This is a genomic window from Pseudomonas sp. GW821-FHT07F05 (assembly GCF_059418765.1).
This window is the reverse complement of the sequence record NZ_JBWKQL010000010.1, coordinates 123,920-138,858: the sequence shown is the minus strand read 5'-3', so window position 1 is coordinate 138,858 and position 14,939 is coordinate 123,920. Positions and strand designations below refer to the sequence as shown.

13 protein-coding genes are annotated in these 14,939 nt (G+C 60.5%); 10 read left to right on the top strand and 3 right to left on the bottom strand.

Annotation, left to right across the window (positions count from 1 at the left end; all coding sequences use genetic code 11):
• Positions 1–1,101, top strand: coding sequence for a glycine betaine monooxygenase reductase subunit (gene gbcB, locus AC07RO_RS19955; protein WP_192173177.1), 1,101 nt, complete (start codon positions 1–3; stop codon positions 1,099–1,101).
• A gap of 75 nt (positions 1,102–1,176) precedes the next feature.
• Here gbcB and AC07RO_RS19950 read toward each other — a convergent pair whose 3' ends face one another.
• Positions 1,177–2,802 carry a methyl-accepting chemotaxis protein gene (locus tag AC07RO_RS19950; RefSeq protein WP_192173176.1) on the bottom strand — a complete coding sequence of 542 codons (1,626 nt, stop codon included), beginning with the start codon at positions 2,800–2,802 and terminating at the stop codon, positions 1,177–1,179.
• A gap of 316 nt (positions 2,803–3,118) precedes the next feature.
• Here AC07RO_RS19950 and AC07RO_RS19945 point away from each other — a divergent pair, with 316 nt between their 5' ends.
• Positions 3,119–3,352 (top strand): hypothetical protein, encoded by a 234-nt coding sequence (locus tag AC07RO_RS19945; protein ID WP_192173175.1) that lies wholly within the window; start codon positions 3,119–3,121, stop codon positions 3,350–3,352.
• Complete coding sequence (locus AC07RO_RS19940) at positions 3,349–3,651, top strand: cell division protein ZapA (RefSeq protein WP_065991262.1); 303 nt, start codon at positions 3,349–3,351, stop codon at positions 3,649–3,651. The genes AC07RO_RS19945 and AC07RO_RS19940 overlap by 4 nt, the downstream gene beginning before the upstream one ends.
• A gap of 66 nt (positions 3,652–3,717) precedes the next feature.
• On the opposite strand, the gene AC07RO_RS19935 is transcribed toward AC07RO_RS19940, so the two are convergent.
• On the bottom strand, positions 3,718–4,758 hold the full coding sequence (locus AC07RO_RS19935) for a threonine aldolase family protein (RefSeq protein ID WP_495086876.1): 1,041 nt from the start codon (positions 4,756–4,758) through the stop codon (positions 3,718–3,720).
• Positions 4,759–4,857: 99 nt separating this feature from the next.
• On the opposite strand from AC07RO_RS19935, the gene AC07RO_RS19930 reads away from it, so the two are divergent.
• Both AC07RO_RS19930 and alaC read left to right on the top strand, forming a co-directional pair.
• Positions 4,858–5,601 (top strand): TraX family protein, encoded by a 744-nt coding sequence (locus AC07RO_RS19930; RefSeq protein ID WP_495086875.1) that lies wholly within the window; start codon positions 4,858–4,860, stop codon positions 5,599–5,601.
• A gap of 270 nt (positions 5,602–5,871) precedes the next feature.
• Positions 5,872–7,086 (top strand): alanine transaminase, encoded by a 1,215-nt coding sequence (gene alaC / locus AC07RO_RS19925; RefSeq protein WP_495086874.1) that lies wholly within the window; start codon positions 5,872–5,874, stop codon positions 7,084–7,086.
• 10 nt (positions 7,087–7,096) lie between these two features.
• On the opposite strand, the gene AC07RO_RS19920 is transcribed toward alaC, so the two are convergent.
• Complete coding sequence (locus AC07RO_RS19920) at positions 7,097–7,834, bottom strand: hypothetical protein (protein ID WP_423573551.1); 738 nt, start codon at positions 7,832–7,834, stop codon at positions 7,097–7,099.
• A gap of 334 nt (positions 7,835–8,168) precedes the next feature.
• Here AC07RO_RS19920 and glyA point away from each other — a divergent pair, with 334 nt between their 5' ends.
• From glyA to AC07RO_RS19895, 5 genes are all read left to right on the top strand, one after another.
• Positions 8,169–9,422, top strand: coding sequence for a serine hydroxymethyltransferase (gene glyA / locus AC07RO_RS19915; protein ID WP_282371162.1), 1,254 nt, complete (start codon positions 8,169–8,171; stop codon positions 9,420–9,422).
• Positions 9,423–9,437: 15 nt separating this feature from the next.
• Positions 9,438–10,688, top strand: coding sequence for a sarcosine oxidase subunit beta family protein (locus tag AC07RO_RS19910; RefSeq protein ID WP_192173169.1), 1,251 nt, complete (start codon positions 9,438–9,440; stop codon positions 10,686–10,688).
• Between the two features lie 15 nt (positions 10,689–10,703).
• Positions 10,704–11,018 carry a sarcosine oxidase subunit delta gene (locus AC07RO_RS19905; protein WP_074886785.1) on the top strand — a complete coding sequence of 105 codons (315 nt, stop codon included), beginning with the start codon at positions 10,704–10,706 and terminating at the stop codon, positions 11,016–11,018.
• Positions 11,015–14,035, top strand: a complete 3,021-nt coding sequence (locus AC07RO_RS19900; RefSeq protein WP_463584457.1) for a sarcosine oxidase subunit alpha — start codon at positions 11,015–11,017, stop codon at positions 14,033–14,035. The genes AC07RO_RS19905 and AC07RO_RS19900 overlap by 4 nt, the downstream gene beginning before the upstream one ends.
• 153 nt (positions 14,036–14,188) lie before the next feature.
• On the top strand, positions 14,189–14,821 hold the full coding sequence (locus tag AC07RO_RS19895) for a sarcosine oxidase subunit gamma (protein WP_346630965.1): 633 nt from the start codon (positions 14,189–14,191) through the stop codon (positions 14,819–14,821).
• Positions 14,822–14,939: the final 118 nt, after the last annotated feature.

Sequence of the window (14,939 nt, the reverse complement as noted above, 5' to 3'; positions counted from 1 at the left end):
ATGTCCCAGAGTTTCCTCAGCCCGGTCAATACCCAGACGTGGGCCAACGGCCGCCATCTGGTGCGGGTCGTCAAAGTGATCCAGGAAACCTGGGACGTGCGTACGTTCTGCTTCATGGCCGATCAGCCGATTCTGTTCTTCTTCAAGCCCGGCCAGTTCGTCACCCTGGAGCTGGAAATCGACGGCGCGCCGATCATGCGCTCGTACACCATTTCCAGTTCACCCTCGGTGCCGTACAGCTTCTCCATTACCATCAAGCGCGTGCCTGGCGGCAAGGTTTCAAACTGGCTGCATGACACGTTGCACGAAGGTCAGGAGCTGGCGGTGCACGGCCCGGTGGGTCTGTTCAACGCCATCGACTTCCCCAATCCGAAAATCCTCTACCTCAGCGGCGGCGTCGGCATCACGCCGGTCATGTCCATGGCGCGCTGGTACTACGACACCAACGCCAACGTCGACATGGTCTTCGTGCACAGTTCCCGCTCACCCAAAGACATCATCTACCACCGCGAACTGGAACAGATGGCGTCGCGAATCAATAACTTCGCCTTGCACATCGTCTGCGAGAAACACGGGCTGGGTGAGCCGTGGGCGGGTTATCGCGGTTATCTGAATCAGAAGATGCTCGAACTGATGGCACCGGATTTCATGGAGCGCGAGGTGTTCTGCTGCGGGCCGACGCCGTACATGAGTGCGGTGAAGCGGTTGCTTGAAGCCAACGGTTTCAACATGGCGCAGTACCACGAAGAATCCTTCGGAGCGACGCCACCGGAAGCCCGCGCCGACGCCGTGGAGCACGCCGAACAGGCCGCCGATGCGCCGGACCTGGATGTTGCTGAATTGAATCAGGTTGAATTCACTGACACCGGCAAGAGCATCCGCGTAGCACCTGGGGAAACCGTCCATGCAGCGGCTGCCAAGCTCGGCTTGATGATTCCCAAAGCGTGCGGCATGGGCATCTGCGGGACGTGCAAGGTGATGAAACTGAGCGGGGAGGTCGAGATGGAGCACAACGGCGGCATCACCGATGACGACGTGGACGAAGGCTACATCCTGGCGTGCTGCAGCGTGCCGAAGGGGGATGTGCGGATTGAGTATTGAGGTCTGACGCGGGCGTCGAACTCTCCCCGCGTCTTGATGAGCCGACCCGGTTTCGAGTCGGCTCTGTAACGTCTTTTAAACTTTGAAGCGCGCAACCATCCCGTTCAAATCCACAGCCAGACGCGACAGCTCGTTGCTGGCAGCGCTGGTCTGATTCGCCCCAGTCGCCGACTGAGTCGATAGGTCTCGGATGTTGACCAGGTTGCGGTCCACTTCCCGTGCGACTTGGGCTTGTTCTTCCGCCGCGCTGGCGATCACCAGGTTGCGTTCATTGATTTCCACAACGGCGCTGTTAATGGTGTCCAGAGCCAAGCCTGCGCCTTTGGCTATGTTCAGGGTGGACTCGGCGCGTTCAGTGCTGCTGCGCATGGAGTTCACAGCCTGCTCGGTACCGCCCTGGATGCTGCCGATCATGCGCTCGATTTCGCTCGTCGACTGCTGAGTGCGGTGGGCGAGGGCGCGGACTTCATCGGCCACTACCGCAAACCCGCGACCCGCTTCACCCGCACGGGCCGCTTCAATGGCGGCATTGAGGGCCAACAGGTTGGTCTGGTCCGCCAGACCGCGGATCACATCCAGCACTTTGCCGATGTCACGGGATTCGTCCGCCAGGTTGCCGATCAACGTGGAGGTGCTCTGCACATCAGTGCTCATGCGTTCGATGGCGGTGACGGTTTCCTGCACCAGATCACGGCCATCGCTGGCGGACGTCGTAGCGTTCTTCGACGCTTCCGAGGTGCTCACCGCGTTGCGTGCGACTTCTTCCACGGCGCTGGTCATTTGGTTAACCGCAGTGGCGGCCTGTTCGATTTCGTCGTTTTGCTTGGAGAGGCCGCGCGCGCTTTCGTCGGTGACAGCGTTCAGCTCTTCGGCGGCCGAAGCGAGCTGGGTCGCTGAACCGGAAATACGCTGCAGGGTGTCGCGCAACTTGGACTGCATCTTCAGCATCGCGGCCAGCAAACGGCCTGCTTCGTCGGTTCCGTCCACGTTGATGGTGCGCGTCAGATCGCCTTCGGCAATGTCTTCAGCGGCGTTCAGTGCCGAAGCGATAGGTCGGGTGATGCTGTTGGTGAGCAACCAGGCGAACAACACGGTCAGCACAGTGGCAATGATCAGCAGCGTGACGACCATCGTGAACGCGGTCGAATACTGTTGAGTGGCCGTCGCACTGGCTTCATTGACCTGTTGGGTATTCATCTCAATCAGCTTGGCGAGCACCACGTTCATCTGGTCTGAGTTGGTCTGCAGATCGGCGCTGAGCAAACGGGTCAGCTCGGTCATATCGTTGGCCTGACTCAGCGTCTTCATACGGCTTTCAAGCTGGCGGTAGTCGTTGAGCAACTTGACGTACTGGTCGTAGGCCGACTGCTCTTCGGGCGCGGAAATCATCTTGGCGTAGATTGTCCGGGCGTCGTCGATCTGCTTGTTGCGCATGGCAAACAATTCAGTGGTTTTCTGCAGCGTGTCGGGGTCGCGGTTGAGCATTAGGCGATAGGACAGAACACGCAGGCGAATGCTGCCCTCGGTCAATTTATCCAGCGCCTTGATGCTCGGCATGCTTTTGCTGGCCATGGCAACGTTGGCGTTGTTGATTTTGTTCATTTGCGACAGAGCGAACACGCCCAGAATCAGCATCAGGAGGCCGATGACGGCAAATCCGAGAAAAGCGCGGGGCGCTATATTCAAATTACGTAGGGACATTACGGTTCCAGGGCGGCCGCGATCCATGCGAGGCGAGAGATAGAAGTGTCAGAGATGCATGGGTTATCGGTCGGCCCTGTGGGGACTTGATGCCACTGGTCTACGCTGTGCGGTTATGTCGCAGCCGGGTGATCTGACGAACAGCAGGAACAAGACCGTAAAAACGTAGTCAATCAGGGCCGTTATGCGTTTGCGGAATAGAGTGGTAGAGATGCTTGTTGGTCGGTGTAGCGGCTTGGATGCCCTGATTTCACTGGTAGCTAAAGTGACTTTTCTTTATCGTACGCGCCCTTTGAAATTTGCCTGAGATATCAAAATGTTGGAAGCATCCCTAAGCCAGTTGGAAAAGCTCGTCAGTGACCTGGTACAGCACAATCAGGAGCTGCAGAACACGAACGCGCGACTCGCCGAAGAGTTGAAGCAAGCCAGGGATGACAACGACAGTCTGCAGTTGAGTCTGATGGAGCAAGAAGAGAAACAGGGTGCGACGGCTGCGCGCATTCAGGCGCTGGTTGACCGCGCCACCAGTGCCAGCGCGGTTGACGCATGATCACGGATCAGGACGGCGCCAAGGTTATTTCCATCCTTGGCAACGACTACACGATCAAGGCACCTGCCGGCCAAGAGCAGACCCTGATGGATGCCGTGTCAATGCTGAAATCGGCATTGTTCGAAACTAAGCGCAGTTACCCGACGCTGATCGGCGATCGTCTGCTGGTGCTGGCGGCGTTGAATCTGTGCTCGAAGCAGATCGAACTCAAGCAGCAACACGCCGAAGCGCTTAGCCGTTATGAAGACAAGGTCAGCGCTACGGTCGAGGTGATCGAGAAGGTTATTGCTCAGGGGTGAGGCACCGGTTCAGTCCATCTGCAGGCTGCGGATGGGCTGCACCTACCAGTGACGAGTAAGCCGCTTTCAGCTCCCCATCACCAACCGAATGTCCGCTGCCAGTTCCCGTACCCGGGCTTCTTCGGTGTCCCACGAGCACATGAAGCGCGCGCCGCCATTGCCGATGAAGGTGTAGAAGCGCCAGCCCCTCGCGGTCAACGCAGCAATGGCCGCTTCCGACAGTTGCAGGAACACGCCGTTGGCCTGCACCGGAAACATCAATTCAACGCCCGGAATATCTTTCACCAGATCCGCCAGCAACTGGGCGCAGCTGTTGGCGTGGCGTGCGTGCTTGAGCCAGGCGTCGTTTTCCAGCAAGCCCACCCACGGGGCTGATAAGAAACGCATTTTTGAGGCGAGTTGGCCGGCCTGCTTGCAGCGGTAGTCGAAGTCTTCAGCGAGCTTGTGATTGAAGAACAGAATCGCCTCGCCCACCGCCATACCGTTTTTGGTGCCGCCGAAGCACAGAACGTCAACGCCTGCTTTCCAGGTCAGCTCGGCAGGCGAGCAACCGAGAAACGCACAGGCATTGGCAAAGCGGGCGCCGTCCATGTGCAGGTTCAGGCCCAGCTCCTTGCAGGTCTCGCTGATGGCCTTGAGCTCTCCCGGCTGATACACACTGCCCACTTCCGTGGCTTGGGTCAGCGTGACGACGCGGGGTTTTGGATAGTGGATATCGGCGCGTTTGAGCGCGACTTCCCGGATGGAATCAGGCGTCAGCTTGCCGTTCTCGCTGCGTGCGGTCAGCAGTTTGGAGCCGTTGGAGAAGAATTCCGGTGCGCCGCATTCGTCCGTTTCGACGTGGGCGGTTTCCGAGCAGATGACGCTGTGGTAACTCTGGCAGAGCGATGACAGCGCCAGGGAGTTGGCCGCCGTGCCGTTGAAGGCGAAAAACACCTCGCAGTCTGTTTCGAACAACTGACGGAATTGATCGGCCGCGCGCGCTGTCCACTGGTCGTCGCCATAGGCACGCTGGTGCCCGTGGTTGGCTTGCTCCATGGCCGCCCACGCTTCCGGGCAGATTCCCGAATAGTTGTCGCTGGCAAACTGCTGGCTTTGGTCTGACATGGCCGGTTCCCTGTAATCGAAGGCTGCGACTGTAACCAAAGTTGATCGGTTTGGTCATGCATTCTTGCGTCAGAAAATTCAGCCAGACAGCGAAGCAATATGAGCGAACCGAAATCAACGACCACACCCGGGCGGAATCGCGCGCTGGACCTGCTCAAGTGGCTGGCGATGCTGAGCATGGTGATGGATCACCTGCGCTACGTCGGCTGGCACGCCAATTGGCTGTACGTGCCGGGGCGTCTGGCGTTCCCGTGGTTTTGCCTGGCGATCGCGGTCAACATCGTACGTACTGGCCGGCACGATGTGGATGCTTCGATCAAGTGGAAATACCTGACGTGGCTGGCGGTGTTTTCCGTGGTCGCGGAGCTGCCATACCGGATTTACATGGCCGGTGAAGTCACCACTCTCAATGTGCTGCCTACGCTGGCTTTGGGTTTGCTGGTCGCGCAGGGTGGATTGAGTCGCTCGTGGCCGGCGAGGGTCTTGGGTATCGCTGCCCTGGCGATGGGTGTTCTGTTTGGGTCGCAATTGATGTTCGGCATGTATGGGGTGTTGCTGCCTCTGGCGTTTGTGCTCGTGCTGCGCACTTCCATATGGCTGGCGATTGTGCCGGGGATCGTCTGTTTATTGAGCAACGAGTGGCCGAAGATTATCGACGGCATGCTATGGGGCGACCCGATTTCCATCGGCGCGCTGGTGGCCTGTTTGCTGGCGCCACTGTTGGGGTTAGCGATTCTGCGCGGGCGCCCGGCATTCGGAGTGTGGCCGATGCGGCGGTGGGCGTACCTGATTTATCCAGTGCATTTTTTGCTGTTGTTTGGACTGCGGCAGATCATCGAATGACGGTGATGTGGCAGACAGGTATTCAGCGTGTATGCCCTTGGTTTTGCGTTCCGACCTCCGACGCCTGCCCGGCTAAAGCCGGTCCTACTGACCGCGCGCATATCTTCAGTGGGACCGGCTTCAGCCGGGAAGAGGCCTGTGAGAGCGCCGTCGATTTCGCGGTTTCGCTGTAGACAAACCGCCGTCCCCGCCCGTATCTTCCGCCTCAGGCCACCGCAGTGGCCAGCGTCGCTCGGACGGTTCCGGGCGCTTACGTCTTCAGAGGTTTCCATGGCAGACCAAGGTTCGCCGCGCCGTTTCGCGCGCATCGATCGACTCCCCCCTTACGTGTTCAACATCACCGCCGAGCTGAAAATGGCTGCGCGTCGTCGTGGTGAGGACATCATCGACCTGAGCATGGGCAACCCCGATGGGGCAACGCCGCCGCACATTGTCGAGAAACTGGTCACCGTCGCCCAACGTGAAGACACTCACGGTTACTCGACTTCGCGTGGCATCCCGCGTCTGCGTCGGGCGATTTCCAGCTGGTACAAAAAACGCTACGACGTGGACATCGATCCCGAAGACGAAGCTATCGTCACCATCGGCTCCAAAGAGGGCCTGGCGCATTTGATGCTCGCTACGCTGGATCAGGGCGACACGGTTCTGGTGCCGAACCCCAGTTACCCGATTCACATCTATGGTGCCGTTATCGCCGGCGCTCAGGTGCGCTCCGTGCCACTGGTGCCAGGCGTGGACTTTTTCGCTGAACTGGAAAAAGCCATTCGCGGCTCGATCCCCAAGCCGAAGATGATGATCCTGGGTTTCCCGTCCAACCCGACCGCCCAATGTGTCGAGCTGGATTTCTTTGAGCGCGTCGTTGCCCTCGCCAAACAGTACGACGTGCTGGTGGTTCACGACCTGGCCTACGCCGACATCGTCTACGACGGCTGGAAAGCTCCGTCGATCATGCAGGTGCCGGGCGCCAAGGACATCGCCGTCGAATTCTTCACCCTGTCCAAGAGTTACAACATGGCGGGCTGGCGCATCGGCTTCATGGTCGGCAACCCCGAGCTGGTCAACGCCCTGGCGCGGATCAAGAGCTACCACGACTACGGCACGTTCACGCCGCTGCAAGTGGCCGCCATCGCCGCGCTGGAAGGTGATCAGCAATGCGTGCTCGACATCGCCGAGCAGTACCGCCAGCGCCGTAACGTGCTGGTTAAAGGCCTGCACGAACTGGGCTGGATGGTCGAAAACCCGAAAGCGTCGATGTACGTCTGGGCCAAGATACCCGAGGCTTACGCACACCTGGGATCGCTGGAATTCGCCAAGAAACTGCTCGCCGAGGCCAAAGTCTGCGTTTCGCCTGGTGTCGGTTTTGGTGAATATGGCGATGACCACGTTCGCTTTGCGCTGATCGAGAATCAGGATCGCATCCGTCAGGCCGTGCGGGGTGTTCGCAGCATGTTCCGGGCTGACGGATTGGTTACGCAAAAAGCCTGACGGTCGTCACTCATTTGCCGAGGTCATGACCCGACCTCGGCACATCCGGCAGCGGCATACGCTTGAGGATCGGCAATGACGCTGATTCGGGACGAGTGGTGATGCCATAGACGATCGACAGCTCGTTGGATCCGCTTTCTACATAGTAATCACCGGGCGCGGCACATCGGATTGCTTCGGCTTCCGTGACGGTTGTTGAGTAGCTGCGCCCTTCAACGGTGCGAATGTTGACCGAGACTTGGCGGTCTTCAGACACTCTGAAAGTCCTGTCCATCACAATGTCTTCTTCAGAGGGGCTTGCGTGAAAAGTCGAGCCTTTGGGAAGGTACAGCGCAAGATCCGATTCGACAGACTGCGGTGCCGCGATGGGTGGTATTTCCCATAGATAGATGTCGGCGACCAGCTCAGCGTTCGGATAGGAAATGATCTTGAGAATGACCGAATAGTAACCGCCGTCTTGGTGAACGATATCTTGGGGGGTGGCATAAAGCCTGGCGTCACTCACTGAAACGGTGGACGAAAGAACTACATCCGAATCTTCGACGTAGACGGCAAGCAGCGCCTCAGACTCGCTCAGTTCCCGAATAATCCTCAGTTTGACCGAGCCTTCTATATCCACCGTATGAAACACGCCTTGAGTCAGAAAGAGCAGCAGCTCCGTAGCGGGTCCCTGCCGACAGACGTTTTTCCCCCTTAGCTTTTTCCATAACTGCGGAGTTAGCGTATGCGACCTTGCGATTGTGCCCATGATCATTCCCTTGAGTGAGTGGCTGTCAGCCGTTCCGTTGGCTCAAAAGTAAGCCCGTCATTGCTATTTGAATACTGTCAGTTTTGACAGTCCCCGTGCCCATTGGCCTGAGGTGTTGCGGCGTGCCGAGGATTCGCGGCGGGCTCAGGACCGACAGTCTGCGGCGCGCAGAGCCGCGCAAATCCCGCTCCCCGTTAACCCATGTCGTAAACGCGCCTTTGTGTGGCGCGCGCAGGCATCTGGGCTGTCGGCGTCAGCCATACCATCGTGGCCAAAGGGCAGTTCAAGGCCCTGTCGATCATTCAGGCGCCGCGCCGCCGCTGGGAGAACCGCGATGTTCAGCAAGCAAGACCAGATCCAGGGTTATGACGATGCACTGTTGGCGGCAATCAGTGCCGAGGAGCAGCGTCAGGAAGACCACATCGAGCTGATCGCCTCGGAGAACTACACCAGCAAGCGCGTGATGCAGGCCCAGGGCAGCGGCTTGACCAACAAATACGCCGAGGGTTATCCCGGCAAGCGCTACTACGGCGGTTGCGAGCACGTCGACAAGGTCGAGCAACTGGCGATCGATCGCGCCAAGCTGCTATTTGGTGCCGACTACGCCAACGTCCAGCCGCACTCCGGTTCGTCGGCCAACAGCGCGGTTTACCTGGCGCTGCTGCAAGCGGGCGACACATTGCTGGGGATGAGCCTGGCCCATGGCGGTCACCTGACCCACGGCGCCAAAGTGTCGTCCTCGGGCAAGCTGTACAACGCCGTTCAATACGGCATCGACGTTGCTACCGGCCTGATCGATTACGACGAAGTCGAGCGACTGGCGGTCGAGCACAAGCCGAAGATGATCGTGGCCGGATTCTCGGCCTACTCCAAAACCCTGGATTTCCCGCGCTTTCGTGAGATCGCCGACAAAGTGGGCGCGCTGCTGTTTGTGGACATGGCTCACGTGGCCGGTCTGGTCGCTGCCGGTTTGTACCCGAACCCGCTGCCGTACGCCGATGTGGTGACCACCACCACGCACAAAACCCTGCGCGGCCCCCGTGGCGGGTTGATCCTGGCCAAGGCGAACGAAGAGATCGAGAAGAAGCTCAATTCCGCCGTGTTCCCGGGTGCCCAGGGCGGCCCGCTGATGCACGTGATTGCCGGCAAGGCCGTGTGCTTCAAGGAAGCCATGGAGCCCGGTTTCAAAGCCTATCAACAGCAAGTGATTGATAACGCCCAGGCCATGGCGCAGGTGTTCATTGATCGCGGTTACGACGTCGTGTCGGGCGGGACCGACAATCACCTGTTCCTCGTCAGCCTGATTCGTCAGGGCCTGACCGGGAAAGACGCCGACGCGGCGCTGGGTCGAGCGCACATCACCGTCAACAAGAACGCCGTGCCGAACGATCCGCAATCGCCGTTCGTGACGTCGGGCCTGCGCATCGGCACCCCTGCGGTGACCACGCGCGGTTTCAAAGTTACCCAGTGCATCACGCTGGCCGGCTGGATCTGCGACATTCTCGACAATCTCGGCGACGCCGATGTCGAGGCCAATGTGGCCGAGCAGGTCGCCGCGCTGTGCGCCGATTTCCCGGTTTACCGCTGAGTCAGGAGTCGCACCATGCAGCATTACTCGGGCTTCGGCCTCTTCAAACACTCCCTCAGCCACCACGAAAACTGGCAGCGCATGTGGCGCACGCCGACCCCGAAAAAGGTCTACGACGTGGTCATCGTCGGCGGCGGCGGACACGGTCTGGCGACAGCCTATTACCTGGCGAAAGAGCACGGCATCACCAACGTGGCCGTGGTCGAAAAAGGTTGGCTGGGCGGCGGTAATACCGCACGCAACACCACCATCGTGCGCTCCAACTACCTGTGGGACGAATCCGCGCACTTGTACGAACACGCGATGAAACTGTGGGAAGGCCTGTCCCAGGACATCAACTACAACGTCATGTTTTCCCAGCGCGGCGTATACAACCTGTGCCACACCCTGCAGGACATGCGTGATTCCGAGCGCCGCGTCAGCGCCAACCGCCTCAACGGTGTCGACGGCGAGCTGCTCAACGGCAAGCAAGTGGCGGAAGAGATTCCGTACCTCGACTGCTCGAAAAACACCCGTTACCCGATCATCGGCGCAACGGTGCAGCGTCGCGGCGGTGTCGCGCGTCATGACGCCGTGGCCTGGGGCTACGCCCGTGCCGCTGATGCGTTGGGCGTGGACTTGATTCAGCAGACCGAAGTGACCGGCTTCCGCAAGGAAAACGGCGTGTGCATCGGCGTCGAAACCAACAAGGGCTTCATCGGCGCCAAACGCGTCGGTGTGGTGACGGCAGGCAACTCCGGCCACATGGCCAAGCTCGCCGGGTTCCGTCTGCCGGTGGAATCCCATCCGCTGCAGGCGCTGGTGTCGGAGCCGATCAAACCCATCATCGACAGCGTGATCATGTCCAACGCCGTACACGGTTACATCAGCCAGTCCGACAAGGGCGACCTGGTGATCGGTGCCGGCATCGACAGCTGGGTCGGCTACGGCCAGCGCGGCTCTTACCCGGTGATCGAACACACCATTCAGGCCATCGTCGAGATGTTCCCGGTGCTCTCGCGGGTGCGCATGAACCGCCAGTGGGGCGGCATCGTCGACACCACGCCGGACGCCTGCCCGATCATTTCCAAAACGCCTGTCCCGAACATGTTCTTCAACTGCGGTTGGGGCACCGGTGGCTTCAAGGCCACGCCCGGCTCGGGCAACGTGTTTGCCGCCAGCCTGGCCAAGGGCGAAATGCACCCGCTGGCCAAACCCTTCTCAATCGACCGGTTCCACAACGGCGCGTTGATCGACGAACACGGCGCTGCAGCCGTAGCCCACTAACAGAGGACTTTTCCCATGTTGCATATCTTCTGTCCTCACTGTGGCGAACTGCGCTCCGAAGAGGAATTCCACGTCTCCGGTCAGGCTCACATCCCGCGTCCCCTGGATCCGGCCGCCTGCACCGACGAGGAGTGGGGCGACTACATGTTCTTCCGCGACAACCCGCGCGGTCTGCACCACGAACTGTGGATTCACGCAGCGGGCTGCCGTCAGTACTTCAACACCACGCGTGACACCGTGACCTACGAAATTCTCGAAACCTATCCGATCGGCACGCAGCCGCAGTTCGTCAATCCGGCGCCCGCGATCAGAAAGGGGGATCAGGTATGAGCCAGTCCAATCGCCTGCCCAACGGCGGCCGCATCGATCGCAGCAAGGTCCTGAATTTCAACTTCAACGGCCAGACGTACCAAGGCTTCGAAGGCGACACCCTGGCCGCCGCCTTGCTTGCCAACGGCGTCGACATCATTGGTCGCAGCTTCAAGTATTCCCGTCCTCGCGGCATCTTTGCGGCCGGTTCCGAAGAGCCGAATGCCGTGCTGCAGATCGGCGCCACCGAAGCCACGCAGATCCCCAACGTGCGCGCCACGCAACAGGCGCTTTACTCGGGCCTCGTCGCGACCAGCACCAACGGCTGGCCGAGCGTGAACACCGACATGATGGGCATTCTCGGCAAGGTCGGCGGCAAGCTGATGCCGCCGGGCTTCTACTACAAAACCTTCATGTACCCGCAGTCGTTCTGGATGACCTACGAGAAGTACATCCGCAAAGCAGCGGGCCTGGGGCGTTCGCCGACCGAGCTGGATCCGGACACCTACGACAACATGAACCAGCACTGCGATGTGCTGGTGGTCGGCGCCGGCCCAGCAGGTCTGGCCGCCGCACTGGCCGCTGCGCGCAGCGGTGCTCGGGTCATCCTGGCGGACGAGCAGGAAGAATTCGGCGGCAGCCTGCTGGACAGCCGCGAAAGTCTGGACGGTAAACCGGCAGCGGAATGGGTAGCGACGGTGGTGGCCGAACTCAAAGGCCTGCCCAACGTGACCCTGTTGCCGCGCGCCACGGTGAACGGCTATCACGACCACAATTTCCTGACCATTCACGAGCGGCTGACCGATCACTTGGGCGACCGCGCGCCGATTGGCCAGGTGCGTCAGCGTATGCACCGGGTTCGCGCCAAGCGCGTGGTGCTGGCGACCGGCACCCACGAGCGTCCACTGGTTTACGGCAACAACGATGTGCCAGGCAACATGCTGGCCGGCGCGGTCTCTACGTACGTGCGTCGTTATGGCGTGGCGCCGGGCAAGAAACTGATCCTGTCGACCAACAATGATTACGCCTATCGCGTGGCGCTGGACTGGCTTGACGCCGGCCTGCACGTGGTCGCCGTTGCCGACGCGCGTCACAACCCGCGCGGTGCGTTAGTGGAAGAAGCCCGCGCCAAAGGCATTCGTATTCTGACCGGCAGCGCCGTGGTGGAAGCCCGTGGCAGCAAGCGCGTCAGTGCCGCCCGCGTGGCCGCCATCGACGTCAAAGGCCACAAGGTCGCCAGCCCGGGCGAGTGGCTCGACTGCGATCTGGTCGCCAGTTCCGGTGGCTACAGCCCGATCGTTCACCTGGCTTCGCACCTCGGCGGAAAACCGGTCTGGCGCGAGGACATCCTCGGTTTTGTGCCGGGCGAAGCGCCGCAGAAACGCGTCTGCGTTGGCGGTGTCAATGGCGTCTACGCCTTGGGCGACTCGCTGGCCGACGGTTTTGAAGGCGGTGTTCGTGCCGCCAGTGAAGCCGGTTTCAAACCGGTCGAAGGCGTACTGCCCAAAGCCCTGAGCCGTGTGGAAGAACCGACCTTGGCGCTGTTCCAGGTACCGCACGAAAAAGGCACTGCGCGGGCGCCGAAGCAATTCGTCGACCTGCAGAACGACGTCACCGCGGCGGCCATCGAACTGGCGACCCGCGAGGGTTTCGAGTCCGTCGAGCACGTCAAACGCTACACCGCGCTGGGTTTCGGTACCGACCAGGGCAAGCTCGGCAACGTCAACGGCCTGGCCATTGCGGCTCGCTCGCTGAACGTGTCGATCCCGGAAATGGGCACCACCATGTTCCGCCCGAACTACACGCCGGTGACCTTCGGCGCCATTGCCGGGCGTCACTGCGGTCACGTCTTCGAGCCTGTGCGCTTCACCGCGCTGCACGCCTGGCACGTGAAGAACGGCGCTGAATTCGAAGATGTAGGGCAGTGGAAACGTCCGTGGTACTTCCCGAAAGCCGGTGAAGACATCCACGCCGCCGTGCGCCGCGAATGCAAGGCCGTGCGCGACAGCGTCGGCCTGCTGGACGCATCGACGCTGGGCAAGATCGACATCCAAGGCCCGGATGCCCGGGAGTTTCTGAACCGCATCTACACCAACGCCTGGACCAAGCTCGATGTGGGCAAGGCGCGTTACGGCCTGATGTGTAAGGAAGACGGCATGGTCTTCGACGACGGCGTCACCGCCTGCATCGCCGACAACCACTTCATCATGACCACCACAACCGGCGGCGCCGCACGCGTGCTGCAGTGGCTGGAAATTTATCAACAGACCGAATGGCCGGACCTGAAGGTGTACTTCACCTCCGTCACCGACCACTACGCGACCCTGACGCTGTCGGGCCCGAACAGCCGCAAGCTGCTCAGCGAAGTGACCGACATCGACCTGGGCCGTGAAGCGTTTCCGTTCATGACCTGGAAAGAAGGGCTGGTGGGCGGAGTACCGGCGCGGGTGTTCCGGATTTCGTTTACCGGAGAGCTCTCCTACGAGGTGAACATCCAGGCCGACTACGCCATGGGCGTTCTGGAAAAAATCGCCGAAGCGGGCAAGCAGTACAACCTGACCCCGTACGGCACTGAAACCATGCACGTCCTGCGGGCCGAGAAGGGCTTCATCATCGTCGGCCAGGACACCGACGGTTCGATGACCCCGGACGATTTGAACATGGGCTGGTGTGTCGGCCGTACCAAGCCGTTCTCGTGGATCGGCCAGCGTGGCATGAACCGTGAGGACTGCGTGCGGGAAGATCGCAAGCAACTCGTCGGCCTCAAGCCAATTGATCCGAACAAGTGGCTGCCGGAAGGCGCGCAACTGGTGTTCGATCCGAAGCAGTCGATCCCGATGAAGATGGTCGGCCACGTGACGTCGAGTTATGCGGCGAACTCGCTGGGCTATTCGTTCGCGATGGGTGTGGTGAAGGGCGGGCTGAAGCGCATGGGTGAGCGAGTGTTTGCGCCGCTGGCGGATGGGTCGGTGATCGAGGCGGAGATTGTGTCCTCGGTGTTCTTCGATCCGAAGGGTGATCAGCAGAACGTGGAGTGAGTCTTGGCTTGCTTACACCCCTGTGGGAGTGAGCTTGCTCGCGATGGCGTGAGATCAGGCATACATCTGGTGACTGATACACCGCGATCGCGAGCAAGCTCACTCCTACGGGAACGTGTTCACTGAAACAACAGAATTCAACACAGGTGCTCTATGACCACAGCCAACGTTTACCAACAGCGGCCAGCGACCGAGGCCAAAGCCGAGTCGCCACTGTTTCATGCTGACCTTCAGAGCCTGATTGGCAAGGGCCGCAGCAATCCGGGCGTCGTGCTGCGGGAGAAAAAACTGCTTGGCCACCTGACCATCCGTGGCGATGGCCACGACCCGGCGTTCGCGGCCGGCGTGCACAAGGCGCTGGGCATGGAACTGCCGGGCGCGCTGGCGCTGGTCTCCAGCGGCGATAGCTCGATCCAGTGGCTGGGCCCGGATGAGTGGCTGTTGATCGTCCCGACCGGTGAAGAATTCGCCGCCGAGCAGAAGCTGCGCGAAGCGCTCGCTGGTCTGCACATCGCTATCGTCAACGTCAGCGGCGGGCAATCGCTGCTGGAGCTGACCGGTCCGAAGGTCCGCGAAGTGCTGATGAAATCCACCAGTTACGACGTGCACCCGAACAATTTTCCGGTGGGGAAGGCCATCGGCACGGTGTTCGCCAAATCGCAGCTGGTGATCCGCCGTACCGGTGAAGAGACCTGGGAGCTGGTGATCCGCCGCAGCTTTGCCGATTACTGGTGGCTGTGGTTGCAGGATGCGAGCGCGGAGTATGGTTTGGGCGTCGCTGCCTGATTCCGGATTGACGACACGACCTGTGCTGATCGTTCCCACGCTCAGCGTAGGAACGCCGCCTGTGATGCTCGGCGTCACTCGACAATGGACGCGGAGCGTCCTGAACCGCATTCCCACG